The 22288-nt window shown below is 63.4% G+C and carries 26 protein-coding genes; 4 read left to right on the top strand and 22 right to left on the bottom strand.

Annotated features, from left to right (window positions below; genetic code table 11):
- Position 1: 1 nt before the first annotated feature.
- From ACQ4OD_RS06145 to ACQ4OD_RS06050, 20 genes are all read right to left on the bottom strand, one after another.
- Complete coding sequence (locus tag ACQ4OD_RS06145) at positions 2–991, bottom strand: hypothetical protein (protein ID WP_139669584.1); 990 nt, start codon at positions 989–991, stop codon at positions 2–4.
- The gene (locus tag ACQ4OD_RS06140) at positions 988–1188 is read right to left on the bottom strand and encodes a hypothetical protein (protein WP_139669582.1); all 201 of its coding nucleotides are present in this window, start codon (positions 1186–1188) and stop codon (positions 988–990) included. Before ACQ4OD_RS06140 ends, ACQ4OD_RS06145 begins: the two co-directional genes overlap by 4 nt.
- Positions 1172–1555 carry a hypothetical protein gene (locus ACQ4OD_RS06135; protein ID WP_139669580.1) on the bottom strand — a complete coding sequence of 128 codons (384 nt, stop codon included), beginning with the start codon at positions 1553–1555 and terminating at the stop codon, positions 1172–1174. Before ACQ4OD_RS06135 ends, ACQ4OD_RS06140 begins: the two co-directional genes overlap by 17 nt.
- Positions 1555–5532 carry a phage tail protein gene (locus ACQ4OD_RS06130; RefSeq protein WP_198754665.1) on the bottom strand — a complete coding sequence of 1326 codons (3978 nt, stop codon included), beginning with the start codon at positions 5530–5532 and terminating at the stop codon, positions 1555–1557. Before ACQ4OD_RS06130 ends, ACQ4OD_RS06135 begins: the two co-directional genes overlap by 1 nt.
- Positions 5533–5599: 67 nt before the next feature.
- Entirely contained in the window at positions 5600–5812 is a 213-nt protein-coding gene (locus ACQ4OD_RS06125; RefSeq protein ID WP_232968013.1) for a hypothetical protein, read from the bottom strand.
- Entirely contained in the window at positions 5802–6134 is a 333-nt protein-coding gene (locus ACQ4OD_RS06120; RefSeq protein WP_198754666.1) for a hypothetical protein, read from the bottom strand. The genes ACQ4OD_RS06125 and ACQ4OD_RS06120 overlap by 11 nt, the downstream gene beginning before the upstream one ends.
- Positions 6134–7144, bottom strand: coding sequence for a hypothetical protein (locus tag ACQ4OD_RS06115; protein WP_430944020.1), 1011 nt, complete (start codon positions 7142–7144; stop codon positions 6134–6136). The genes ACQ4OD_RS06120 and ACQ4OD_RS06115 overlap by 1 nt, the downstream gene beginning before the upstream one ends.
- A gap of 22 nt (positions 7145–7166) precedes the next feature.
- Positions 7167–7781: a tail assembly protein gene (locus tag ACQ4OD_RS06110; protein WP_139669571.1), complete on the bottom strand. Its 615-nt coding sequence runs from the start codon at positions 7779–7781 to the stop codon at positions 7167–7169.
- Between the two features lie 63 nt (positions 7782–7844).
- On the bottom strand, positions 7845–8609 hold the full coding sequence (locus tag ACQ4OD_RS06105) for a C40 family peptidase (protein WP_139669569.1): 765 nt from the start codon (positions 8607–8609) through the stop codon (positions 7845–7847).
- Between the two features lie 3 nt (positions 8610–8612).
- Positions 8613–9362 carry a phage minor tail protein L gene (locus ACQ4OD_RS06100; protein WP_139669567.1) on the bottom strand — a complete coding sequence of 250 codons (750 nt, stop codon included), beginning with the start codon at positions 9360–9362 and terminating at the stop codon, positions 8613–8615.
- Positions 9363–9380: 18 nt separating this feature from the next.
- Complete coding sequence (locus tag ACQ4OD_RS06095; RefSeq protein ID WP_139669565.1) at positions 9381–9713, bottom strand: phage tail protein; 333 nt, start codon at positions 9711–9713, stop codon at positions 9381–9383.
- A gap of 15 nt (positions 9714–9728) precedes the next feature.
- Positions 9729–10985: a phage tail tape measure protein gene (locus tag ACQ4OD_RS06090; RefSeq protein WP_139669563.1), complete on the bottom strand. Its 1257-nt coding sequence runs from the start codon at positions 10983–10985 to the stop codon at positions 9729–9731.
- A gap of 65 nt (positions 10986–11050) precedes the next feature.
- Entirely contained in the window at positions 11051–11305 is a 255-nt protein-coding gene (locus ACQ4OD_RS06085; RefSeq protein ID WP_139669561.1) for a hypothetical protein, read from the bottom strand.
- A 29-nt stretch (positions 11306–11334) separates the two neighbouring features.
- Positions 11335–11685 carry a phage tail assembly chaperone family protein, TAC gene (locus ACQ4OD_RS06080; RefSeq protein WP_139669559.1) on the bottom strand — a complete coding sequence of 117 codons (351 nt, stop codon included), beginning with the start codon at positions 11683–11685 and terminating at the stop codon, positions 11335–11337.
- Between the two features lie 14 nt (positions 11686–11699).
- Positions 11700–12191, bottom strand: a complete 492-nt coding sequence (locus ACQ4OD_RS06075; protein ID WP_139669557.1) for a phage tail tube protein — start codon at positions 12189–12191, stop codon at positions 11700–11702.
- Positions 12192–12275: 84 nt separating this feature from the next.
- The gene (locus ACQ4OD_RS06070; protein ID WP_139669556.1) at positions 12276–12458 is read right to left on the bottom strand and encodes a hypothetical protein; all 183 of its coding nucleotides are present in this window, start codon (positions 12456–12458) and stop codon (positions 12276–12278) included.
- Between the two features lie 14 nt (positions 12459–12472).
- The gene (locus ACQ4OD_RS06065; protein WP_139669554.1) at positions 12473–12826 is read right to left on the bottom strand and encodes a phage holin family protein; all 354 of its coding nucleotides are present in this window, start codon (positions 12824–12826) and stop codon (positions 12473–12475) included.
- Between the two features lie 29 nt (positions 12827–12855).
- Complete coding sequence (locus ACQ4OD_RS06060; protein ID WP_198754669.1) at positions 12856–13191, bottom strand: hypothetical protein; 336 nt, start codon at positions 13189–13191, stop codon at positions 12856–12858.
- Positions 13192–13845: a hypothetical protein gene (locus ACQ4OD_RS06055; RefSeq protein WP_430944019.1), complete on the bottom strand. Its 654-nt coding sequence runs from the start codon at positions 13843–13845 to the stop codon at positions 13192–13194.
- A 468-nt stretch (positions 13846–14313) separates the two neighbouring features.
- On the bottom strand, positions 14314–15060 hold the full coding sequence (locus ACQ4OD_RS06050; RefSeq protein ID WP_046856822.1) for a LexA family transcriptional regulator: 747 nt from the start codon (positions 15058–15060) through the stop codon (positions 14314–14316).
- 112 nt (positions 15061–15172) lie between these two features.
- Between ACQ4OD_RS06050 and ACQ4OD_RS06045 the strand changes: the two genes are divergently transcribed.
- From ACQ4OD_RS06045 to fdxA, 3 genes are all read left to right on the top strand, one after another.
- Positions 15173–15376, top strand: a complete 204-nt coding sequence (locus ACQ4OD_RS06045; protein WP_198754688.1) for a hypothetical protein — start codon at positions 15173–15175, stop codon at positions 15374–15376.
- Between the two features lie 121 nt (positions 15377–15497).
- A complete protein-coding gene (mutS, locus tag ACQ4OD_RS06040) occupies positions 15498–18071 on the top strand; it encodes a DNA mismatch repair protein MutS (RefSeq protein ID WP_139669544.1) in 2574 nt (857 codons plus the stop codon).
- A 139-nt stretch (positions 18072–18210) separates the two neighbouring features.
- Positions 18211–18534, top strand: a complete 324-nt coding sequence (gene fdxA, locus ACQ4OD_RS06035) for a ferredoxin FdxA (RefSeq protein ID WP_023629582.1) — start codon at positions 18211–18213, stop codon at positions 18532–18534.
- 430 nt (positions 18535–18964) lie between these two features.
- Here fdxA and ACQ4OD_RS06030 read toward each other — a convergent pair whose 3' ends face one another.
- Complete coding sequence (locus tag ACQ4OD_RS06030) at positions 18965–19591, bottom strand: Pr6Pr family membrane protein (RefSeq protein WP_430944018.1); 627 nt, start codon at positions 19589–19591, stop codon at positions 18965–18967.
- On the bottom strand, positions 19591–19812 hold the full coding sequence (locus tag ACQ4OD_RS06025; protein ID WP_102681624.1) for a VF530 family DNA-binding protein: 222 nt from the start codon (positions 19810–19812) through the stop codon (positions 19591–19593). The genes ACQ4OD_RS06030 and ACQ4OD_RS06025 overlap by 1 nt, the downstream gene beginning before the upstream one ends.
- 193 nt (positions 19813–20005) lie before the next feature.
- Here ACQ4OD_RS06025 and ACQ4OD_RS06020 point away from each other — a divergent pair, with 193 nt between their 5' ends.
- Entirely contained in the window at positions 20006–22054 is a 2049-nt protein-coding gene (locus ACQ4OD_RS06020) for a TonB-dependent receptor (RefSeq protein ID WP_430944017.1), read from the top strand.
- Positions 22055–22288: the final 234 nt, after the last annotated feature.

Here is a 22288-nt window from a genome sequence, read left to right as displayed (position 1 = left end):
GTTACCTCAACTCGAAGAAATGGACTAGGTTGGCAGCCCCATTGGCGGCGCTGACCGAGTAACTGGCGCCCGGGGGCACCACGGCAGTGGCGGTATTGACGTACACCCCTGCACCGCCTGCGTACTGCCCGTAGAGCCCAAGCCCATTGATGGTCAGGACCGCAGTGACGTTGGCCGCATTCGCCGGGCCGAACAACGCCGACACTTGGATTGGCCGACCGGTGTCGTTGGTGTAGGCGACCCCCGCTGCACGAGCCCCGGTCATGTTCTGCCAGGTCTGGCCCAGCCAGGCAGGCGTGCTGTTGACCCACACCCGCCACACGCCGCCCACAAGGTAACGAACCGCCGCTTCGTAGCCGGTCACCGAGTAGGCCACCTGGATGGCTTCGCTGGCGCCAGCCCGCCCCAGGTGCAGCACCGCGCCATAGGTGATTCCCGGTGGACGGTTGATGGCGTCATTGTTGAACCGGTACACCCCGCCCTTGCCCACCAGCGCGTTGAGGTCGGCTACGCTGAGCGCGTCGGCACCGATGCCATGGTCGCCTACCTTGAGTACTCGCCCCGGCGTGGCGTCCAACGCCGAAGCGGTGAGGCTGGCCGCCGCTGCCGTGCCAAGGTTCGCCGCGTTCGCATGGACGACCCAGGCAGTCCATTGGGCGTTGTTCACGTTGTATGCCCGCGTTGCGGACTTCCCGCTCACCGCCTCGATGGCCAGCTGAGTGACGAACCCGCTGGCGCTCACCGCGGTGTAGATACAGGGATAGGTGATCCCCGGCGGCAGGTTCGCCGCCGTGCCGCCTAGGGCCGACCACCAACCCGGCCCAGAGGCGTGGTTGCAGTCGGATACCTCGCGTGTCGCCGGGAAATGGCCGGTGAAGCCAGTGTTGTCCAATTCGGCGAAGTTGGCGTTGATACGGGTGAATGCGGTGCGGGCATCATCGCCATCGGTGCCGCTCGGCGGTGTGCCCAGTCTGACTGGATCGAGTGTCATGGTTGCTCCGTCGAATGCTGATGACGCGGTGATTTGGGGTACTTGTCCTTCACCCGCTTTACGTCCGAGTAAAAGGGCTCGGCCGCCGGAAGCTGGCCGCGGTGCATGGCATGCCACAACGCATCGAGCTGGTCGGCCAGCGAGGGGTACTCAGCGGCGCGCAGCGTCCTGTGGTCGGCCTTATGCGAAATCTTCATGTTCGAACCTCGCGTCCAGGTAGGGCCAGTGGGAGACAACGATCTGGTAACGCGCCGGGGATTCAAACTCGACCTCGATGGCCGGCGAACCGTCGGCGCGATACTCGACTCCGTCGATGGCGATCGTGGCACCTGCGGGCACGCCAGACAGAAACCGGCCATCGAAGGTGACCGGCATCTCGGGGCGGTCGATCACCGTGCGATCCTTGACATAGCGGCGTATGTCATCGGTATCGGTGTGCTCGGGCAGGTAGAGGCACCCCGGGTAGTACCTGGCCGCCTCCATGGGGTCCGGCCAGGTGATCGCTCGCAGGATCTGGCCGGTCGTCTTGTCGTAGTCGACGATCTTGATGGTGGAAAGCAACATCAGCGTTGGACCTCGAGAACCGTGATGGAGCGGTTGTCGCAACTCATGGACAACCCCGTGATCCCGCTGCCGTTAGGCGCGGAGAACTGCAGGCGCAGCTCGTTGTAGCCGGCATAGCCGGTAAGCAAGGCACTGGTATTGAAACTTGAGTTGGGGGTCATGGCCGGATCGCGCCCCGCCGAGCTGCAACGCCCCTGCAACCAGACCGCACCATTGAGCAGCACCCGCCAGAAACACCAGCCCGTCGACATCATCCCGACCTGGGCAGAGAAGGTGCAGAGTTTCTCCCAACCATTGCTGCTGAACCCCAGGGCCTGGACCTCGACCCAGGTGGGCGCGCCATGGTTGGCTGGGCTGTTGATCTGTGCAGCCGTGTAGGCCGAATAAGGCAAGGTGACCGAACGACCTGCGATCTTCAGGGTGTTGACCGACAGGTCGGTGATCTTCGCGGTATTGACCGACAGGTCGGCAATCTTGGCGTTGCTGACGGACAGGTCGGCGATCTTCGCCTGGGTGATCGCGGCATCGGCAATCTTGGCGCTGCCGATACTGGCGGCGCCGATCACCGAGTTGTCCATGAACACCTGGCCGTTGTTGACTGCGAACACCGACTTGGGCGTGCCACCGACCTGGTGCATCACTGCGAAACGATCAGCGAGGAACAGCACCTGGGACTGCATGCCGCCCGGGGTATTTTCCACGCCGATACCCATGCCGGCGCTGTAGTAGCGACCATTGACGTCGACGCCGACCTTGATGTTGCGGGTCGCCCGGACATCACCATCAAGCTTCACCTGCGCTTCGGAGGTGTCCTCGACCAAGGCCTTGGTCTCACCGACCCGTGCCGTCAGTGTCTGGTTGTCGCGCGCCAGCGCCGAAATGTTGTCAGACAGCGTATCGACGGTGCGCACCACGCGCGACAGGCTGCCGTCGACCTGGGCTTTGACTTCGGTGACCTGCCGGGCAATGGCTCGGTCGCCCTCACTAAAGGCGGCGTAAACCGACCACGCGCCGGCGTAGGAGCCGGTCTCACCTGCACGCCAGCCCGCCGAATCGCCCGCCATGTGCGGCTGCACCGCAGCCTCCACGCCAAGCACGCGGGTGGCCACGGCCGTCAGTTCACCCTCGATGTCCTCGACGCTTGTCTGCACCTTGTCAATGCGCGTGGCCAGGGCAGCCACCAGGTCACCCAGTGACGAGTACACACCCATGTATTCCCAGTAGCCGGCGTTGCTCACCGGCGTGGCGACGGGAACATCGGCCTTGGCCCGGTACAGTTTGCCCGCCTCCTTCACCAGCGACCCGGCGAGGTAGGCCACATCGGCCTTCCAGTCCGGCGCGCCGGCCAGGTCGGCCACCTGCGTCGACAGCGAACTGATCTGGCGCTGCAAGGCGGCGTCCGCAGCCTTGAGGCGCTCATTCACAGAACCCGGACCATCGCCATCAATCTTGCCGATCTCACTCAGCAGTTGCTGGCCAAGATGGGTTTCGCCGATCTTGCCGTCCAGGTACTCGAGAACTGCTGCGGCATCGTCGCTCGACTGGCCATGGACCCACTCGGACCATGGGCCGACGTTGCCGGTGCGATCCACCAGCCGGGCGCGGAAGTAGCGCTCCACTGCCGCCGCCATGCCCGAATGCAGGTACGTCGAAGTCGGATAGGCGAACAGGCCCAGCGCCACCGGGTTCTGCCCGCTGCTTTGCGAGGCCATTTCGATTTGCGTATAGGCCGTATCCTCGGCGCCTTGCGGGTAACCCCACTGCAAGCGAATGGCGAAGATCTCGGACGTGGCGCGCAGGAACGCCACCGCCGGTGGCAGGCCTTCCTTGCCCTTGAGTCCGGTCAGTTCCGAGTTGCGCCAGATCGACGTGATCTCGCCAACGCTGATCGCGCGCACGCGCGCCAAATAGGCGCCGGCATAAATGCCAACCACATCGACACTGGTGGTGCCCGTACGCGGCAGGCTGATCCAGTTGCCGTCATCCTTGCGCCACTGCACCTCGTAGGCCACCGCCCCCGCCACTGCCGGCCAGGTGATGGTCATGGTGCTGACCGCCAGGCCCTGGCTGACCACATGATGGCTGCTCAGGGTAACGCTGGTCGGCGCCGGCACCAGGTTGATCGGCGTGACACTGATCGGCCGTTCCTCCAGGCGCGCGCCGGTATCGATATGGTCGAACTTGCTCGGTTCGTACTGCACCGCACCGATTTCGTAGATCCCAGGTTCTGGGCACGAAACACTGGTGACGCGGTACAGCGGGATCGCCAGCTCTGGTGCATCCAGTGCCCAGACCAGCTCGGCCCGCGGCTTGCGGGAATACGCGGTGGTGAGGGTTATCCGCCGCCCGACAACCGACTCGATGGTGCGTCCTTCGCAGGTGCCGTCCGGCAGGTTGAGAATCAACCGGTCCCCAGGCTTGGCCTGAGTGTCGCGATCCAGGGTGACCTGCCGGGCAAAGCCGGCGGCGAGGCGCCCGCCCACTGGGCGACCGGCCAGCAGTTCGTCGGCCACCGGGATGACGTAGCCAGGCAAAGGGATACGCCCGTCCATACCGACCCGGAAGCTGATGCCGCGGTCACGCGAGTTGGTCAGCAGCGCCCATTTTCCGCGCCGCTGCGCTTCGGACTCGCGGGTACAGCCAATGGCACTGAGTTCAAGTGGGTTGTCGCCATACCGGCGCAGCAGCTTGTCGTCGGCCACCACGGTGACATCGGTGTCGTAGTTGTTCAGCGGGTTGTCGTAGCTGACCAGCGCACGGCTGTAGCGGCTGCGCTCCGAGCTGCTGGAATAGGAAAACTTGCCGTCGACGACATTGGCCCGGGTGTAGGCAAAATCGAAGTCGGTGGCCCGCGGCATATCGGCCAAGCTGTACAACTGGCCCTGGGCCCAATACGTCATGCCACGGTAGATCCCGGCGATGTCGCGCAGCAGCGACCAGGCCTCGGCCTTGCCCTGCAGGTTGAGGTTGCAGGTGAAGCGCGGCTCTTCGCCACCGCGACCGTCGGGCACCAGTTGGTCGCAATACTGGGCGATGCGGTACAGCTCCCACTTGTCGACCATCCACGGTTTGATGCGCCGGCCGAGACCAAAGCGGTCGTTGGTGGTGATGCCATAGGTGACCCAGGCCGGGTTATCGGTCCAAGCCTGCTTGAAGGTACCGTCCCAGATGCCCAGGTAGCGACGGCTCTCTGGGTCGTAGTTGCTTGGCACTGGCCATTTGCGTCCCTTGCACTCGACCGTCACCGCCGGAATATTGCGAAACTGCTCGGCGGAAAACTCGATGTACAGCAGCGCGGTATTGGGATAGCGCAACTTGGCATCGATCACCTCGGTCAGGCCGGCGATCTGCATGGTGTCGGCGACCTTGTTGGTATTCTGGTTCACCGTCAGGCGCCGCACCCGCAGGCTCCAGCCACGCTCGGCCTTGGGCAGGTCGATACGGCGGGTACGCTCATAGGTGCTGGAGCTCTTGCCATGCACGGCATCCTTGAGCACCTCGACATAGGCCCCGCCGTCGGTGGCCACGTCCACCGCGTACTCGATGCGGTAACCGTTGACGTTACCCGCGCTGTCCATGGCCTGCAGCGCCGGCCAGGCAAAACGCAGGCGTACCGCCGACAGGCGGATATCGTCAAGCGCGCGTACCCAGGGCTTGTCATTGCGCAACTCGATACCTTGGGTGATCTCGTTGTCCACCGAAGGAATACCGGGGATGTGCGCCTGCTCGAGCGAACCCGGCCGCCATTCCCATTTCACCCCGGGGAAGTTGTAGTTGCCGTTGGCGTCCATAAGCGGGGTGCCGTCCAGGAAGATGTCCTGGGCGCCCGGGGTGCCCGCGAATTCACCTTCACCCACGGCGATAAGCATCTTGGCGACTGCGACAGAGCGCAGGCTGTCCGGCGCCTCGACAGGCGCCTTGGGCTGTTTCTGACCACCTTTGCGGCCGGTGATCACAGGTTTGCTGATTGCGCCCATGAGTTCCTCCAGGCGTAAAAAAACCGCCTCCAAGGCGGTTGGCTAGACAGGGCTGGATGGCCAGCGATCACGCCAGGGCGTCGATCTGGTCACGCGCATCGGCGCGCTGGCGGGCAATGTCCTCGGGCATGGCCTTGCCGGTTTCCAACTCGCGGATGACATACCAATCGGTATCGCGCAGCCAGCGGGCCAGCTCGGCACGCCGGCTGTCGTTCGCGGCCTGGCGCTGGTGAGCCTGACGCACCTCGGCACTCAGCGCTTGAGTGAAATCAATGTTCATCGCTGCTGGGCTCCTCGCATTCCGGCAACTCATAGCGTGGCAAGGCCAGCAGGCCATCCGCTTCAACCTGTATTGGCTGGGGGAAGCGCGTGGCGAGCGGTGCGCGCGCCCCGTGGGGCAACATCAGGGTCAGGTGCAGGCGCCCCTCGATGCGCCTTACATCGCCATGGAACCACGACGAGGCAATGGCGGTGCTTGGCAACGAAGCCCCTTCCGCCAGCGGGGTGAAATCGAAGGTCTGACCATTGAGTGTCAACGCGTCACCCTTGACCGCAAGTGTCAACGGCTGATCGTGGCGAATCGGAACCAGGTTGATGATCATCAGCGCCACCTCCCAGTGGCCGTGTAATGGAAGATCACGCCCGCCGTGGTCGCGTGGCGATAGGTCCAGGAGCGAAACGCCATGGAGCTGGCGGTGACCGACATATAGGTGCCGTTCATGTTGATGAGCCCGGCATCGGCTTGCGAGCCGCTGCCAGAGGCCGATATCACCGGATTGGCGACTACCCTGGGCACCTGGGCGAAGGCTGCAGCGAACACCACGTTGACAGCAGCTTCGGCGTTCAGCGGTGCGGCAGGGAAGACGAAGTCGCCCGCACACAATAAGCTGCCATCGGCGAACTTGGTGTAGCTGCCATTGGCGTTGACGCCGGACTCTATGAGGCCACCGGCAGCAATGCCGGACACCGCCCCGAGACTGTTATGGCTGGTGTAGACCCGAGCGAAAGCAGGTGCGGTCGTAGCGTTCTTGCTGATCGAGCGGTAGAACAACTCGTTGGTCGACACCCCCATCGCCAACTGGGTGCTCCATTGCGGGTCGGCATGCCATAGCGTTTCGAGCACGCTCAACGCACCGCCTGGTTCCCCCGGCCCCTGGTAATACCCGTACAAGCCAGAATGTGGCTTGTGCGTGTCGATTCCGAGGCCACCGATGTTGCCCCCGCCTGGCAGCGTCCTGCCGCCCTGGCCCGAGGCACTGATCCAGTGCCCCCAGGTGTTGTTGTTGGGGTTGAAAGTACGCACCGCCTGGTCGCCATGGATGACATCCACCGCCTCCTGGACGATGGCGCCGTAGTCGGTCGTGCTGACGCGCAAGAGCACATAGGTCAGCCCTGGCGGCCGGTTGCTGGAAGTGCCGGAAGTCGCCAGCCACAGCCCCGGCGACAATGCCAGGTTGCAGTCCTGGATGGCCCTGTTGCCATCGACCGGGCCACTGACGCCCATACCGTCCAGCGTCTTGAAGTTATCGTTGATGCGGGTGAAGGCCGTGCGTGCACTATCGCCATCGACGGCGCTGGGTGGGGTGCCCAGGTTCACTTGCTGCATGGGCATGTTGCCTCCTGATGCGGAAGGTTCACTGGCGGTCCTCGGCATAAATCGCCGCACTGATGATTGCTCCGCCCCAGCGTCGCTTACCCACGCACAAGGCCACCGGATTGCCGGAGGCCGTGGTGTTGCGAGCGCTGCCAAAGGCATAGCCAGGGGTGTTTTCCGGCCCCGCGCTCATGCTCAACCCTTTGGGCTGTGGGCTGAGCAGTTGCATTACGCCGCCCATGGCCATGGAAAACCCCACGGTGGCCATCGTGCCCCAACCACCGGCAGAGAATGGCAGCGAAGCGCCGTTGGTGGCGATTGCCGCCACGGCGATCAGGACAACACCAATGATGGTCTGCAGACTCCCGGCACGCTTGCTGCCGACAACAACGGGCACAATTCGGATCTCGTCGCGCGCCTGGAAATCCAGTTCGGCCTCACCGACATTGCGCTTGTCGCTGTAGACGGCGAACTCCAGGCCGCGCGAACCGGCATTGGCAAGAAAACGCTCAAACCCCGGCAACTGGACGCACAGCGCCTTGATTGCCTCGCGCGGGGTGCGCACCGCCAGTTCGAAGGTCTTGCCGAACCGACGCAATTGGCCGCTGAGCCGAATGGTGGTCAGCGGTGAAGGGATGATGGCTGCAGCTGACATCGCAACTCCTTGTGCAAGAAGCGGCCGCCTCGAGGCCGCGAAAAATGGACCTGTCGCGCCGTCTCAGTCCGCCGCGGCGGCATCGCGATGACGCAGGACCAGGCGGGTACGGTCGAGCCAAGGGCCACCGAAGACGATGATCTCCGAGGGGCGGCCATAAAGGTGGTGTAGCAGGAACGGGCCCATGCCACATGCTGGCCAGCGCTCATCCGGCAAACGCGTATCGCCGCCCAGGTAGATGCCCGCGTGATTAGGGTGTGCGGTGCGACCGATGGCCATGACGATCAGGTCACCACGCTGCGGTGCCTGGACCCTGACGAAGCCGGCGGCCGCATAGGCCTGCTCGTACAGGCTCGGACCATTGGCATCCTCCCACCAGCCGTCCTCGCGGTCGTAGGCGGGGAAGGTCAACCCCCACTCGCGCCGGTACCAGTCGGCGCAGACCTGCCAGCAGTCCCATAGCCCGTGGACGAACGGGCGCCCGAGCAAAGGTGTTTCGCCCTGGGGCTGCAAGGTACGCAGATCACCCTCGGGCCAGGACAGGATGTGCCACGGCAAGCCAGTGGCTTCGCACATGGCCAGGTCCCGGTTGGAGGGGCGGCTGCTGGCATCGGGATGCGAATGCACCACCGCGACGATCTCGCCCAGGTCTTCCGCCGCCGCATAGTCGCGCGGATCGATGCGGAACTCTTCACCGGGCTCGGCGGCGGTGTTGCGGCAGCGCTGGTAGCATTGCCGTCCAGCCCGCTCCACCACCAGGCCGCAGGCCTCCCTCGGGTAGTCGTCTGCGGCATGCTGGCGGAATGCTTCAAGCAAGTAGCCGTTCATGGCTCAGTTCCGGGCGATCAGCGAGACCGCAGGGAAACCGCCATGGGGCAGCTCGGCGGCCGCGCCGAAGCGCAGCTTGCATGAGGCAAGTCCGCCCTTGCAGCGATCCTTGGCAGGGTCGTCCACCGGTCGGTCCTCATCATCGAACAGACGATTGCCGGTATAACCGCAGTTCGGCCCACGGTAGCCATTGGTCATCGCCCAGTGGCAATAGGCGGTCATCTGCCTGCCGGGCAAGCCGTGGCTGTCGATCTCGCCGGGCGACGAAAGCTCCCACTGCACCCGCTCATCGTCCTCCTCGATTTTCTGGTCGATGAACCAGACTTCAAGTGCTTCCTGGGTCGGATCTGCCTGCGGGTTACCTGCGGCGAAGTTGCGGGCGTCCAGGTACTGGCCAAGGGTTTGGCGCAGGGTCAGTTTGAACTTGAGCAAATCCTCGAAGGCCAGGCACAGCGCGGTGATACGCCCATCGACATTGCCTGCGGTGAATTTTGGTCGGGTCGCCCGACCATTGCTGTTGGCGCCAATGCCGTCGATCTGCACGGGCCAGGCCTTGTACTCCAGGCCTTGCCACCAGATAGAACGGGCCGGCAGCTGGGTGGTGTCGCCCACCGTTGCCAACTCGCCAGGCTCATGGGCGATGGCATGCCCGTGAAAGCGCAACGTGTCGGCATCGAACTCGCTGCCGTCGATCTCGAACAGGACAATCTCCGCGCCGGGTTCGAGGGTCTGGATATCAGTGATCAACGCCATGGCTGAAGCCCTCCTGGATCATGGGTGGAACGCCTGCTCGAAGGTGGCGCTCAGGCTGTACAGGCCACCGCCCTTGGCGGTTGGCTGATAGCCCTTGCAACGGAACAGCGCAGGCTCGCCAAGAGGCGCGGTCCAGCGGAAAGCCCGGCTGCCAGAATGGCGGTCGAGGAAGGCGGCGATGGCGCGGATCTTCGCTTCGTCGCCGGTAAACACCAGTGGCCAGGATTGGCTGCGGTTGTTGATGCCGTCGCTCACCGCCTGTTGATAGCCATCGCCGAACTGCACCGTGCGCACACGGTATTCGACCTGGCCCATCGGTTCGGTCCTGGGGCTCCAGTTGAAGGTTTCCATGTAAGTTCTCCTTGATCAGCGGCCGTGAATCGCGGCCCAGATCTGCCCACCGGGCATCAGCTCGCGGGAAATCTGTTCGCTGGCGCCTTGGCGAGCGGCGCCAGCATAGGCGCTGGCCAGGCGCTGTGCATTAGCCTGGCCGGCCACCGCGCTACCCTCGCCGGCGGCGACGTTGATGGTCTGCTGGATCACCACTTCGCTGCTGTGGCGGGTACCTGCGCCGTCACCCACCGCGCGCACCCCCAAGGCACCATCGGCACCACGGCTCAGGGGCATGATCGCCTCCGGGCCGGCCTCGCCGAACAACGCCATGGGCGCCAGGGTCGGAGTGGTGGCGATGCCGTTGGTGAAGGCGCCGCCCTTGGCAAAGGTGGAAGCCCCGTAGGACAGGCCGGCAGTGTTCAGTTGCGGGTTGAAGACGGTGGTGGTGCCGCCGACGGACATGCTGCTCGCCGCTGGCGCGGCGCCGTTGCCCAGCCAGGCACCGACCAGATTCATACCGAACCCGAACAGGCTGCTCAGTGCCTTGGACGCGGCCGTCTTGGCGGCCAGCGCAGCCATGTCGGCCAGCACCGACCTGGCAAAATCGGAGAACGACAACTTGCCGGTGGTGGCAAAGGTCTGCACCGCGGTGCCCATGCGCTCGAACACACTTGCGAACACCGCCTGCGACTGCCCGGCGACATTGCTGGAAGCATCCAGGTACTCGTCCCACGCGGCCGTCGCGCCGACCGTCCAGTCGCCACGGGCCTGCTCCATCATCTGGTAGTCGTTGAGCACCTGGTTGGTCAGGTCGGCATGACGTGTGCGCAACGCTTCCACTTTCTGCAGATACTCGTCGCTGCCTTGATCCGCCGGGTTGTCTTCCTCGAGCTTGCGCTTGGCGGTGTAGTACGCCTCTTCGTAGCCATTGAGCTTGGCCGCCAGCGCGCCCTTGCGCTGACCCATGCCGAGTTGCGCCACCTGCAAAGCAGCGGCGTTGTGCATCGAACGCAATTCATCGCTGTATGGCCTGACCGGGTCGGGCTGCTGCGCCTGGCTCCAGTCTGGCGGCTTGTAGGCTGCCTTGAAGCGGTCGAGGGCTTTTGTCGAAACGTCCAGGCTCGCGTCGGCGACTCCCGCTGCGTTCTTCAGGTACTGGTTGTTGAACGCCTCGACATTCTTCTGCATCTGGCGCAGGGTGCGGTCACTGAGGGCCGAAGCCCTGGCCAGTGCTCGCTCGAGGCTGGACAGATCGATGGTCGGGCTGAAACTGGCAAGGTTGGTTGCCATGGGCCTACTCCCTGATCATGAAAAACCCGCCGTGGCGGGTTTCGTGAAGAAGGTGGTGCCGGTCATCAGCACCACTGCTGCATCGCACACTCGAGCGACACCCCCTGGCGTCGCTCGTGCGGCATGAAATCGATCAACTCGGCGGTACCCCCGGCGTGATGGTTGGCCTGCAGCGCCAGCATGGCGATGCAGGCTTCCAGTCGGCGACCGCCGTGCAGTGACCCATGGCGCTGGATGTACAGCGCCCAGTCCCTGGCCTCTGCATAGCTCACCCGCTCCTTGGCCTCGCTGATCGTGCGGCCGCCGATGCCGTTGAGCACCAGTTCGTGCCAGAACTCATCGGCGGCCGTCAGCTCTTTGCCGGGGTGTTACCCGTGCCGTTGACTTCATTGATGGCATTGAGCAGCAGGAACCCCAGCGACGGCTCGAGGTTGAAAGCGTCCTCGACGCTCAGCGACTCCTCGCCGTCCTCGCCAAGACCGATTGACGCAGCCAGGTAATGGGCATTTCGGCTATGGGATGAACCCTGCTCATCAAACAGGCGCTCGATCACCCCGAACGAATGGCGGCGCACGTGCACCACCAGCGTCTGGGCAAGCATCTCGCCGGTCAATGGGTCCGGGCGGCTCCAGGCCACTTCCTTGCGCACGCGCTGGCTATCGACGATGCCGCCCAACGCCTTGAGTTGATGGATGTTCATTCAGTCCTCCGCGCTCAGGCCTTTTTCGCCCAGGTGGAACCGCCGGTACGCTGGATGCTCACCGAGGTGGTGACCACCGAGTTGAGGGCGAAGTTGAACGGGAAGTCGGCGACGTAGCCTTCGAAGGCGAACCAGGTACGGGTGGCCGGCAACTCGAAGCCATCACCTTTGCTGTTGAGGGTGGGCGCGATGTCCTTGCCATCGGACCAACCCACCACCCATTTCACAGTGGTGTTGCCGCTGGCTTCGGACAGCTGGTGCAGGCGCACGTGGCTGGCGTTGGCCGGGTCGGCGTTGAGGCCAAGGGTGGCGGTGCCTGGGGTACGCAGGCCCTTCTTGTAGGTGCGCTCGGCGGCATCGAGGGAGGTGTCCTCGATCTGCTCAGCCGGGGCGCCGCCCGGTTCGAACGAGGTCACATGCTCGACTTCCAGCACGCTGAGCGGGCCAGTGCCGGAGACCGGTGGAACCAGCGCGTAGATCTGGGTGCCTTGGGTAAGAATCGACATAGGGGTGTTCTCCTTGAACATGATGAAAGCCGTCGCGGGGAATCCCGGACGGTCGGTGCTGCAGATGAAGGTGCAGGAAGGGGGTCAGGCTGGGTTGGAACCATCGAGGTAGGGTGGTGCGTCCGGGTCCGGTTCACGGCTCTTCAGGTAGGCCACCAATTGCTCGTTGCTCAACGCCAGGCGCTCAATCGACTGCCCCAGCACGGTCTGCACCGAAGCTTGGTTTGCCAGTGCGGCCAGTAGAGCTTCCAGCTGTGTTTCGTTCATGCAAGGCTCCTTGCTCAGCGCCCGCGCTCATCGGCGTCGGTGCCGGCATCCGGTTGCTCGATGCCCAGGCGGCGGGCCGCCCAGCGTTCATAAAGGCCGATGGCGACATCGGCGCCAGCCATGGCGGTGAGGCAGCCGAAGGCACTGGCGCTCCAAATGGACATGCCGCTGGCATACAGCAGCATCACCGTGGAAACACCGCAGACCATGCACGCGCCGGAGCGCAATGCCAGCCGGCGCAGCAACGCCCAGCCCCGTGCCCCGGCCTTGTCGGCCCGCCACATCTCGCCAGATAGGCCACCCAGCAACGCCAGGACGATCACCAGCCAGAGCGGCATGTCGAGCAATGCCTGTTGTTCACTTGTCAAAGTCCTGTCTCCTTGAAATATGGCCATGTTCAGCCCTCCATTGATTGAATGACCGGCATGTCGGGAAGGTCGGCGACCAAGACATGCAGCATCAGCGTGCTGACCAACCGGTACGGCCGATCATCACGGGTCACGCTCACCAGGAGCTCGCCGGATTCGTCGTACTCGATCACCACATCGGCCTTGCTATCCATCTGGCTCAGTGAATAGCCCCAGCCCACGCTCACTGGCGGGAATGGCACCAGCCCCTGACTGCCGGTAATCCGGAAAACCCCTTCGCTGACCAGCGCCGATGCGAGGGCGACACCTGGGGGCGTGATGTCGTAAGTGCTGCCGTCATTGAGCAGCGTGATGATTGCGCGCATTCAGGCCACCTTGATCGTGCCGTCGTTGCCGACCTTGCAGTTGGCTGTATTGAGGGTGGTGGTCAGCTTGAACGCCGCCTGGACCAGGGAAGCCGCCGGCGCCGGGGCGTCGAAGTCCACTTCCCAACCGGTTTCCGTACCTGCGGCCATGGGCAACGCCCCGGTATGCAGGCAACTGACTGCCAGGCGGGGGTAATAGACCGCCTTGGGGAACTTGATGTACAGGTTCGCCATCCCGCCTTCGGCATACAGCACCACTTGCAGGGCAGTGGCCGATGCCAGCGTGGCGATCGCTGGCGATGCACTGTCGAGCAGGCCGAACGCCGAATTGACCACACCGTTGTAGAAGTACCAGCTGAGGTCGAGGGTGACCGGCGCGGTGTAGGTGTCCAGGCACCCCTGCAATCTGACCACCGGGGCGATGCCGCTGACCGCCGGGACCTGGGTGCGGATGGTCAGGGATGTAACGTTGGCCGACGACGACGCAACGCCGACCTCCCTGTACAGCTGGCCGGCCAGCGCTGAATAGTTTGCTTGCAGCGCTCGATCCTTGATCTGGGCCAGGTTGCGATTGATTTTCTCGAAGGCCGAACGTGCCGTATCGCCGCCCAGCCCGCTGGGCAAGGTGCCCAGACTGATGGTTTCGAAAGCCATTTCACCTCCGTTGCGATGAATTCGCATGAATGATGCCGACGATGACCACAGGCCTTCGCATTTGCCTCGGCATTCCAAAAAGCCCGCTTCGCAGGCTTTTCAGTAATGCGTTGTCGAACCGCCGGCCACGACTGGTGACGCCGCACGGCTCCGCTTCAAATTAGTGACTCCGACCGCGGCCGCCTGCCCGCCGGATAACTGATCGTGGTGCTTTACGCTGCACACCCGGGCCAGTTGCCAACCCTCTGAACAGTCGAGGCCTGTTCATCGCTGCCTGTGTAACAACCGGTTGCTGACCGGCTTGAGACACAGATTATGCATGCATGCATATGCAGTCAATGCATTTTTAGAAATATTTATGCACTGGCATTTGCCGAAATGCATGAAGGCCTTATCGGATGCGGCGTGTAGGGTTTTTCTGAGGACGAAAAAAAACCCGCCGAGGCGGGTTTTTATCGAGGATCGGTATCAACGAGCGTACATGCCCCACCAGAAGACGTGGCCGAGGAGGCTGATCTGCTCTTCCTGCATCTGCTGGAAGCTGTAGTCTTCGTCAGGGTGTTCGTCGCGGTTGAAGCTGCGCAGGCGAATGCCGGTAGGCAGGCGGTACACCTGTTTCACCCGCAGCTGCCCGTTGTGGTTGATGGCATAGAGGTCGCCGTCGATGATGTCACCGATGGTGCATTTGCCGGTGTTGACCCCGACCGTGGCGCCGTCGCGCAGCACCGGCAACATGCTGTTGCCACGCACCGTCACGCACTTGGCATGGTCGAACTGCACGCCATTGTGGCGCAGGCTGCGTTTGCCGAAGCGCAAGCGAGCATTCTCGCTTTCCTCGATGACGAATCTTCCTGATCCTGCTGCCAACTCGACCTCACGAAGAAAAGGCACGGACACCTCGTCGTCCTCGACGGGTGTTTCATCGTCCCACAAGCTGATGTCGCTCAGGGCCGCATGGCCTTGAGTGAGAGGGGCCGCGTCACGCGATTCGCCCAGTTCGACGCGGCCGCGCAACTGGTCGGTGCTCACGCCGAAGTACTCGGCGATCTTCGAGACGTGCTTGTCCGAAGGATCGACGATCTTCTCGCTGAGAATCCGCGACAGGGTGGATTGAGGTACACCCGTGCGCCGATGCAGCTCTGTGGGGGACAGGCCGTGGCGGGCGAGCAGTTCTCTGAGTACGGAGGCTACGTTGCGTTTTTGCATAATACGCATAATGCATCCGTGGCAGCGCAAATGCAATGGCCAGGCAAGCAGAAAACAAAGGTTGCCCCTCCCCCGGGCCATCGCTATCGTCGCGATTTCTCACCATGGATCGGAAAACGGCATGGACCTTTCGCCGCGACGCCGCTGGCCCACCTACCTGTTTGTCGGGTTGATCATTGCGTTGATGGGAGCCCTGAACATACAGGACTGGCCGTCCTTTGAAAGGCCACGACGGGTCTTTAGCCGAGGCTTCGTGATGTTCTGCGTACTGGTGGTGATCATGGAACTGATCCTCCTCAACCAGTTCTTTGGCCACCCGGGCTGAGGCCAACGCCTGACAGCCCGCGCAGATTTGCCCCACCCATCCAACCTGCGCCCAGCGGAAAAAGCCTGTACCATTGACGGTTTCGAAATTTGCCACCAGACCACCCGCTGTAAGGCCCTGAATGTCTGATCTCTCCGCACACACCCCGATGATGCAGCAGTACTGGAAGCTGAAAAACCAGCACCCGGACCAGCTGATGTTCTACCGCATGGGCGACTTCTACGAGATCTTCTACGAAGATGCGAAAAAAGCCGCGAAACTGCTGGATATCACCCTGACCGCCCGCGGGCAGTCGGCGGGCCAGTCGATTCCCATGTGCGGGATTCCGTTCCACTCGCTCGAAGGCTACCTGGCCAAGCTGGTCAAGCTCGGCGAGTCGGTGGTGATCTGCGAGCAGATCGGCGACCCGGCTACCAGCAAGGGCCCGGTGGAGCGCCAGGTGGTGCGCATCATCACCCCAGGCACGATCAGCGACGAGGCGTTGCTCGACGAGCGTCGCGACAACCTGATTGCCGCCTTGCTCGGCGACGAGCGGCTGTTCGGCCTGGCGGTGCTGGACATCACCAGCGGCAATTTCACCGTGCAGGAGATCAAGGGCTGGGAGAACCTGCTGGCCGAGCTCGAGCGCATCAACCCGGTGGAGCTGCTGATCCCGGATGATTGGCCGCAGGGCCTGCCAGCGGAGAAGCGCCGTGGCGCACGGCGCCGCGCCCCGTGGGACTTCGACCGTGATTCGGCACGCAAGAGCCTTTGCCAGCAGTTCGCCACCCAGGACCTCAAGGGCTTTGGCTGCGACAAGCTGACCCTGGCCATCGGCGCCGCCGGCTGCCTGCTGAGCTATGCCAAGGAAACCCAGCGCACCGCCCTGCCCCACCTGCGCAGCCTGCGCCATGAGCGCCTTGACGACACCGTCATCCTCGATGCCGCCAGCCGCCGCAACCTGGAGCTGGACATCAACCTGGCCGGTGGACGCGACAACACCCTGCAATCGGTGATCGACCGCTGCCAGACCGCCATGGCCAGCCGCCTGCTGACCCGCTGGCTGAACCGTCCGCTGCGCGATCTGAAGGTGCTCAAGGCGCGCCAGGACTCGATCCGCTGCCTGCTCGACGGCTACCGCTTCGAAAAGCTGCAGCCGCAGCTCAAGGAAATCGGCGACATCGAGCGGATCCTCGCGCGTATCGGCCTGCGCAACGCCCGCCCGCGTGACCTGGCGCGCCTGCGCGACGCCCTCGGCGCCCTGCCCGAGCTGCAGAACGCCATGGCCGAACTGGAGGCACCGCACCTGGCGCGCCTGGCCGCGATCACCGGCACCTACCCGGAGCTGGCCGGCCTGCTGGAGCGGGCGATCATCGACAACCCGCCGGCGGTGATCCGCGACGGTGGCGTGCTCAAGACCGGCTACGACAGCGAACTGGACGAATTGCTGTCGATCAGCGAGAACGCCGGCCAGTTCCTCATCGACCTGGAAGCCCGCGAGAAGGCCCGCACGGGCCTGGCCAACCTCAAGGTCGGCTACAACCGCGTGCATGGCTATTTCATCGAGCTGCCGACCAAGCAGGCCGAACAGGCACCCGCCGACTATATCCGCCGGCAGACGCTCAAGGGCGCCGAACGTTTCATCACCCCTGAGCTGAAAACGTTCGAGGACAAGGCGCTGTCGGCCAAGAGCCGTGCCCTGGCCCGCGAGAAGATGCTCTACGATGCCTTGCTCGAAACCCTGATCGGGCACCTGGCGCCACTGCAGGACAGCGCCGCGGCGCTGGCCGAGCTGGATGTGCTGAGCAACCTGGGCGAACGCGCCCTGAACCTGGACCTGAACTGCCCAAGCTTCGTCGATGAGCCGTGCCTGCGCATCGAGCAGGGCCGCCACCCCGTGGTCGAGCAGGTGCTGACCACGCCATTCGTGGCCAACGACCTGGGCCTGGACGACAGCACGCGCATGCTGATCATCACCGGCCCGAACATGGGCGGTAAGTCCACCTACATGCGCCAGACCGCGCTGATCGTGCTGCTGGCGCATATCGGCAGCTTCGTTCCGGCAGCCGCCTGCGAGCTGTCGCCGGTGGACCGTATCTTTACCCGTATCGGCTCCAGCGACGACCTGGCCGGCGGGCGCTCGACCTTCATGGTCGAGATGAGCGAAACCGCCAACATCCTGCACAACGCCACCGACCGCAGCCTGGTGCTGATGGACGAAGTCGGTCGCGGCACCAGCACCTTCGATGGCCTGTCGCTGGCCTGGGCCGCCGCCGAGCGCCTGGCCCAGCTGCGCGCCTACACATTGTTCGCCACCCACTACTTCGAACTGACCGTGCTGCCGGACAGCGAGCCGCTGGTGGCCAACGTGCACCTGAACGCCACCGAACACAATGAACGCATCGTGTTCCTGCACCATGTGCTGCCGGGCCCCGCGAGCCAAAGCTACGGCCTGGCCGTGGCGCAACTGGCGGGCGTGCCGGCGGCGGTGATCCAGCGTGCCCGCGAGCACCTGGGCCGGTTGGAGACCACCAGCCTGCCCCATGAAGCGTCGGTTGCAACGCCGCGCGACAATACGCCTCACGTGCCGCACCAGAGCGACCTGTTCGCCAGCCTGCCACACCCGGCCATCGAGAAGCTGGGCAGGCTGGAGCTGGACGACATGACGCCGCGCCAAGCTATCGAAATGCTATATCAACTGAAAAACCTGTTATAACGGCCCACCGCGCAAGCTGGTAGAATCCGGCGCGGTTTGCGAAGGCTGCAGGTTATTAGCCTGGTCTGCAGCCAGCACCGTGAACCGCGCTGCCCTGGAAGGAAGGGCAAGCTGCCGTCGCCTGAGGAGAGAATTAGAAATGACCTTCGTCGTCACCGACAACTGCATCAAATGCAAGTACACCGACTGCGTGGAAGTCTGTCCGGTGGACTGCTTCTACGAAGGCCCGAACTTCCTGGTGATTCACCCGGACGAATGTATCGACTGTGCGCTGTGCGAGCCTGAGTGCCCGGCCCAGGCGATTTTCTCGGAAGACGAAGTGCCGTCCGGCATGGAGAACTTCATCGAGCTGAACGCCGAGCTGGCCGAAATCTGGCCGAACATCACCGAGAAGAAAGACGCCCTGGCGGATGCCGAAGAGTGGGATGGCAAGCCTGGCAAGATTGCCGATCTGGAGCGCTGACAGCGCCCAGGTACGAAAAAGGCCCGCGAGGGCCTTTTTTCATTTTCAGCAGACAAAAAAAGGGGCGGTTTGACCCGCCCACATTTTTTCCGTAGTCCCTGTATGTCCCAATCATCGTCCTGATGAATCGCATCCCGCGATGTCCTTGGCCATCATCCGTGAGAGCCTGTGTCAGTCCGTAGACACAGTTCGAATACTAGCGATTCCCCGCCTTGGGACAAGCAACGAATATCTCAGGATGATTCAGGCGTAACATCTTCTGATATTTATAAAAAATATATATTTCAATTACTTGGAAAAATTACGCCACTGGAAACGACATTGATTTACTGATCCCTACAGCAATCACTTACATAACGAGTAAGCGAATGCTTACACGCGATACTACGAGGGTGGCGAAATAAACAGTTTTGCCGAGGGTGCTGCTGCCTCAATGTCGTCCTCGCCAATGGTCCAGCCCCAGCAGCACCAGCCCGATCGCCCAGAACCCAGCCAGCACCCCTGTTGCATTCATCAGTACCTGCCCATAGCCCAGCCGCGCAACGTCGACGAACGGGTAGGGATACACCCCGATCTCATGCCCGCGCAGCAGCACGAAGGCAAAATACAGCATCGGGTACAGTGCCCAGGCTGCCAGATGCCAGAGCCGCAGCCGCCCCTTGGGCACCTCGAACCACCAGTACAGGGTGAACAGCAGCGGCATCACGTCGTGCAGCAGTTCGTCCGTCAGCCATTGCCAGCCCTGGGGTTGCCACAAGTGGCGCAGTAGCAGGCTGTAGGCCAGCGCCACCAGCACGATACTGGCTGCAACGCACGAGCTGACCACAGGTGAAAGGAAGCAGCGCCTGGCCGGCGAGTCGCGGCCGAATGCGGCATGGCTGAGCACCGTGGCCACCAGCGTGTTGCTCAGCACGGTGAAATAGCAGAACAGGTTGACCATCCCGCCGACCAGGCTGGCCTGCTCCTGCCAACGTGCCAGCAGTACAAGGTACAGCTGGATCGCCAGCCCCGCCCAGCCGAGCACAGCCGCCAGGGCAAGCCAAGGCCGGCGCGGCATCAGCCTTTGCGCTGCAGCTTCACGTACAGCTGCTCGACCTTCTCCCGTGCCCACGGGGTCTTGCGCAGGAAGGTCAGGCTCGACTTGATCGTCGGATCGCTCTTGAAGCAGCGGATGTCGACACGTTCGGCCAGACCCTGCCACTGATAGTGCGCCACCAGCTCGGTGAGGATCTGTTCGAGGGTCTTGCCGTGCAGCGCGTTATGGTTGGCCGTGCTCATGCAGTGCTCCAGGTTCGGGAAGGTGCGCACCTTACACGAGTGTAGCGAGCGGGTGGAATCGAGGTTGCTTGTCCCGCCACAGGCCGGCTGAAGACGATGCAAAAACCACTGGCAAGCACGGGAAGCCTTGTGCTGAAATAGTGATGTTATATTGTAACAACACAAAGAATCTGCCAAGGAACGCCACATCCCCATGCGTCACATGCCGCTGCACCTCTCCCCGCTTGCCATAGCGCTCTGGCTGGCCTCGACTTCCAGCCAGGCCGTGGAACTGCAACCCCAGGTGATTACCGCCAACCCATTGGGCAACGCCCAACTGGCTGCCCCGAGCACCGTCCTTGAAGGCGACAACCTGCTGCAGCAGCAACAGGGCAGCCTCGGCGAGACCCTCAACAAACAGCCTGGTGTCGCCTCCACCTGGTTCGGCCCTGGCGCCAGCCGCCCGGTAATCCGCGGCCTGGACGGTGACCGCATTCGTATCCTGCGCAACGGCGTCGGTGCCCTGGACGCCTCGTCGCTGTCCTACGACCACGCCGTGCCGCTGGACCCGGTGACCGTCGAGCGGGTCGAGATCGTCCGCGGCCCGGCCGCCCTGCTCTACGGCGGCAACGCCATCGGTGGCGTGGTCAACACCTTCGACAACCGCATCCCCGACTCGCCCATTGAAGGCATCCATGGCGCGGGCGAACTGCGCTACGGCGGCGCCGACACCACGCGCAGCAGTGCCGGCAAACTGGAGGCCGGCAACGGCGTCTTCGCCCTGCACCTGGATGCCAACAGCCGCCAGTTCAACGACCTGCGCATCCCCGGCTATGCCCGCAGCTCGAAGGTGCGCGACGCCGACGAGCCCGGCAGCAAGCACCGCCTGAAGAACAGCGACGGACGCCAGGACGGCGGCGCGATCGGTGGTTCCTATCATTGGGACCACGGCTATACCGGTCTGTCCTACAGCCGCTATGACAGCAACTACGGCTCGGTAGCCGAGCCCGGCGTGCGCCTGGATATGCAGCAGGACCACTACGGCTTCGCCTCGGAACTGCGCGATCTCGACGGACCATTGAGCTCGGTGAAGGTCGATGCCGGCTACACCGACTACCAGCACCGTGAAATCGAAAGCGGTGAAGTGCACACCACCTTCAAGAACAAGGGCTATGAGGCACGCATCGAGGCACGCCACCAGCCGCTGGGGCCGGTCGAGGGCGTGATCGGTGCTCAGGTCAGCCGCAACGAGTTCTCCGCACTGGGCGAGGAAGCCTTTGTCCCGCACACCGATACCGACAGCCTGGCGCTGTTCCTGCTCGAGCAATGGCAGGCCACCGAGCGCCTGAACCTGAGCCTGGGCGCGCGCATGGAACACACCCGGGTCGATCCGGATGCCAAGGGCAACGAAACCTTTGCCGGAGCCGACAGCGCCAGCAGCTTCAACGCCTTCAGCCTGTCATCGGGCGCGGTGTACCAGCTCGACCCGATCTGGTCGCTGGCCGCCAACCTCGGCTATACCGAGCGCGCGCCGACCTTCTACGAGCTGTATGCCAACGGCGCCCACGTGGCGACCGGCGCCTACGAGATCGGTGACCCGAACCTGAACAAGGAAAAGGCCATCTCCGGCGACCTGGCCCTGCGCTTCGACAACGGCCCCCACAAGGGCAGCGTCGGTGTGTTCTACAGCCATTTTCGCAACTACATCGGCCTGATCGGCACCGGCAACCTGCGTGAAGGCCATGATCACGACCATGGCGACGATCATGACCACGACCATGATCACGATCACGGTGATATCCCCGAGTATGCCTACCAGGGTGTGCGCGCACGCTTCTACGGTATCGAGGCCCAGGACCGCTGGACGTTGCTGGAAAATCGCTACGGCAGCTTCGCCCTGGAACTGTCCGGCGACTACACCCGGGCCAAGAACCTCGACAGCGGCGAGCCGCTGCCGCGTATCGCACCGCTGCGCCTGAACAGCGGCCTGGTCTGGGAACTGGATCGCTGGCAAGCGCGGGTCGATGTGCAGCATGCCGCGTCGCAACGGCGCAAACCGGCCAACGAAACCGGCACCGACGGCTACACCACCCTTGGCGCAAGCCTGGGGTATCGCTTCGAGATCGGCCAGAGTGAATGGCTGGCGTTCGTGCGCGGCGAGAACCTCACCGACCAGACCGTGCGCTATGCCAGCTCGATCCTGCGCGATATCGCGCCGGCGCCGGGGCGTAGTGTGCAGGTTGGATTGCGCACCTCGTTCTGACGGCATCGCGGGGCAAGCCCACTCCCACCCTGGGGGCGGGCTTGCCCCGCGATGGGCCAGGTGACTGTTACGCCATCAGCAACAATCCCCTGCGACATTTTGTCTTTTTTTCTTACAACTTCCCCTATATCCTCCCCGCCGCAAGCTGAATCGCTTCATCGTTCCTCAATCGCAGCCATTTCCCTTCGACGCTTTCAGGCCTCGTTGCGCTTGCCGTTTCCTCAACAATCAAAA

It is taken from the genome of Pseudomonas sp. WC1, from assembly GCF_050586565.1.
Taxonomy (GTDB): Bacteria; Pseudomonadota; Gammaproteobacteria; order Pseudomonadales; family Pseudomonadaceae; genus Aquipseudomonas.
Note: the sequence above shows the minus strand (reverse complement) of the source record. Positions and strands in the feature narration are given on the sequence as shown.